Below are 2967 nucleotides of genomic sequence, written 5' to 3'. Positions count from 1 at the left end.
GAGTAAGTAATCCCGGTACCGTAGATGCACAGTTCCTTGAGTCCCGTTTTAAAGATCCGCTGGATATCCATACGCTCATTCTGCTGCCAATCGAGCAAGGTCTCCATGTTCTCCGCATTGAATTCATCCTCAGACTCTCGACCGAATACGGTCACATAAGGCCGAGCAGCGAATAAGGTTTCAACCAAGCGTGGCAGGATCGTCTCCACCTGCGTGAAGGAATATGGTATGGAGATGTTGGAACGGTCTGTGATTGGCTTATTCTTTGCATCCAGCAGCTGATCCACATAATTCCGGTACCGCTTATAGCAACGTATCCATAACTCCTTATATCCGCTATCTCGATGCTTCTCAGCTGCTTCGATACGGGTTAAGTACTTCTGAAGGTTAGCCTGACTCTTCGGCATCTTCTTTGCTGCCAAGGTGTTCACCTGCCTTTCATGGCTTGATAACTCTGCTCTTGATCTCTGCCAGATCGATCTTAATGATCTCAGCATATTTATCATTTGCCTCTGTCACTTGCTTGATCGTGTCCTGGTACTTCTGCTCGCGAGTCTTGTTCTCGTTCATCGTCCAGGTCAGAAGAGCCACGAACAGAGCAAAGAACACGCCGTTCTTGATCCATTTATCAAGGTTCTTATCCATCAATATCCCGTCCTTCCAAAAGCAACTTGATGCTCATAGTCTTCATAATCCTCAAATAACTTCATGGACTGCTGTCCTCTGGCTTTATGTGCAATGGCAAGCGACATGATCAAATCGTCATGCTTGCCTTGCAGAGCCTCAGGCTTGCCGACTGAATTACGCACGAAGTACAGCATTTCACGAAGCGTACCCAAGTCTACAATTAAATGGATGTGCTCCCGAACGATTGTCACGAGCTCCGCAATAACAACTGGCCGTGTAATGCTCGTAGTCTGAAAGCCATATTTGTGCTGCTTCTTGCCGCTGATCTCGTCGATGATTTCACGGCGGAACTGCCTGCGGTACCCGAGACGCTCAAGCTCCTTCACAGGATGAAGGTCGAAGTTTGTTTCAATCGCTTCAAGCGCGTAATTGTAATACTTGCCTAAGCAGTACATCTGCTTAGCATAAAGATCCGTATCGCTATGACAATGCCACACGGCTGCCTGCTTGCCAGTGATGTTGTTCAGCAACTGTCCAGCAGAGTAATCCTTCCCGCCTTCTGCAGTGTCACCACCAAGCGCGTACGGCGTTTTGGGAATGGGATGCTCATAGATCGTCACAACACCATTTGGATCGGGAACAAACTTAATGCTGGAGTCCATGATCTTTTCATTACGATAATCGAATGTGAAGCCACCACGAACTGGCTTATTCGTTTTATAGTGCTCTTCCAGAAATTCAATGCGAGCCATAACCTTCTTCACGTCAAACACTGGCGTACCAGTCATGAGGAAAGCCTCCAGATCGTTCGAAGGATACTCCTGACGGAACATATCTTCTTTGGATCTATCAGGCGTCTGCGGCATCTCACTGATCTTCCAGCGCCGCCATTTGATTTGCTCGGGTGTTAAGGTGTACTTCTCGACAAGTTCCTTCTCATCCGAGTCGTACTCAATGACCTCGTGCTGATCAAGCGCAAGCTGATAGTCTGGATGCTGAAACCATGCATAGAAGTGAGCTTTCCAGTTAACCTTGCCCTTCTTGCCATCCTCGTACGTTTGGTGATAGTAGTTACCAACACCGTTCGCTGTGGACTCGATGACGATCTCACCGTCATAAGGTACAGCCTGCAATAGCCCGGTCATGAGTTCCTCTGGATTAGGCCAGAACGCTACCTCAGAGCACAGCAGGTAATTAATCGTCTGCGAGCGTCCGAACTTATCAGAACCCGCGGTACCGACATAGATCCGTGAGTTATTGCCGGCGAAGAAGAATTCCTTACGGTTGCCGTACTTCGGCTTGTTCTTGCCGTTGTTTAACTGCTCCTTCTTCGCCTCCGGCAGCCACTCGTACATGAGCTGCACCATCTGGAACATCTTCTGTGTAGAGTCAGAGTCGTGAGCGATGATAACCGCCGTGACGTTCTCCTCATTGATGACGCACTCAAAAAACCTCCCCAGTGTGAGCGTAGAGAAGCCCAACTGACGAGGTTTAAGGATAATGTCACGCTTCGTCTTCTCATCCCAATACATTTCCTGAATGGGATTGAAGCGAAGCGGAACGACTTGTTTATTCTTGGTTCGGATATAGAGCTTATCTTCAATAAATTCCTTTGGGTTGCGAATCCATTTTACTGCCTGTTTGACCTTGGCCTGTTCTTTTATCCGGTCATGTATTTTTGAAAGCACATCGTTTCCAACCTCATCTCTTTAAATACTTTTTTTCTAACCTACTTATACGGACACTCTTAATCTCACTTCTTCGTTCAAGAATGAGATCAATTGTTTTGATTATTGCTGATAATTTGGATAGTTTTGTAATTGCCCTACTAATTTGATTAAAGAAATAACCAGCTAGAATTAGGACCACTGCAACGGCCGCTTGTTTACTATATTCAGCAGAAGTAAACAGATTATTGACGTAAAGTGTAAAAGAAGAAAAAACAACTGAGATACCGATTCCTAACATTCCCAAGTTCTTATGGTAATCTTGTGAAACTTCTAAGATTTTCTTGATATTTTTTAATTCGTCAGTACTTATATTGGTTAATTCATCAGGATTATCACTAAAAAATTTTATTATCTGAGTGGCTCTACTCGGCTTTTTTTTAATATTTTTAAATATACTTTTTGTCCTATTAATAAACTTCATTTACATAATCCCCCCATCCTATCAATCATTCTATAAAATAGGGGATGATTCCTTTATTCATTAGTTTCTCCTCTTAATTGCTGTTGCTGTTCAACAATCCTTTGCATACGTGGGTTCGCCGCGATCTGAGCGGAAGCAACTTCATATGCCTCCAGATTCGCCTTACGAAACACTTCCATGAACAGATAC

General features: G+C 44.7%; 4 protein-coding genes. All 4 read right to left on the bottom strand.

The annotated features are described in order from the left end of the window. Nucleotides 1–422 (bottom strand): portal protein (locus AC1DUA_RS31895; RefSeq protein WP_477503560.1); only part of this gene is annotated, 422 nt, incomplete at its 3' end. A 16-nt stretch (nucleotides 423–438) separates the two neighbouring features. After that, nucleotides 439–645, bottom strand: coding sequence for a BhlA/UviB family holin-like peptide (locus AC1DUA_RS31890; RefSeq protein WP_477503559.1), 207 nt, complete (start codon nucleotides 643–645; stop codon nucleotides 439–441). Further along, a complete protein-coding gene (locus AC1DUA_RS31885) occupies nucleotides 645–2315 on the bottom strand; it encodes a terminase large subunit (RefSeq protein ID WP_477503558.1) in 1671 nt (556 codons plus the stop codon). Before AC1DUA_RS31885 ends, AC1DUA_RS31890 begins: the two co-directional genes overlap by 1 nt. A 13-nt stretch (nucleotides 2316–2328) precedes the next feature. Beyond that, complete coding sequence (locus tag AC1DUA_RS31880; RefSeq protein ID WP_477503557.1) at nucleotides 2329–2778, bottom strand: hypothetical protein; 450 nt, start codon at nucleotides 2776–2778, stop codon at nucleotides 2329–2331. Nucleotides 2779–2967: the final 189 nt, after the last annotated feature.

The organism is Paenibacillus sp. 01T422 (genome assembly GCF_056398785.1).
Note: the sequence above shows the minus strand (reverse complement) of the source record. Positions and strands in the feature narration are given on the sequence as shown.

Coding starts and splice junctions, on each gene's coding strand:
- AC1DUA_RS31890 (WP_477503559.1), bottom strand. CDS start 645: ATGGATAAGAACCTTGATAAATGGATCAAGAACGGCGTGTTCTTTGCT.
- AC1DUA_RS31880 (WP_477503557.1), bottom strand. CDS start 2,778: ATGAAGTTTATTAATAGGACAAAAAGTATATTTAAAAATATTAAAAAA.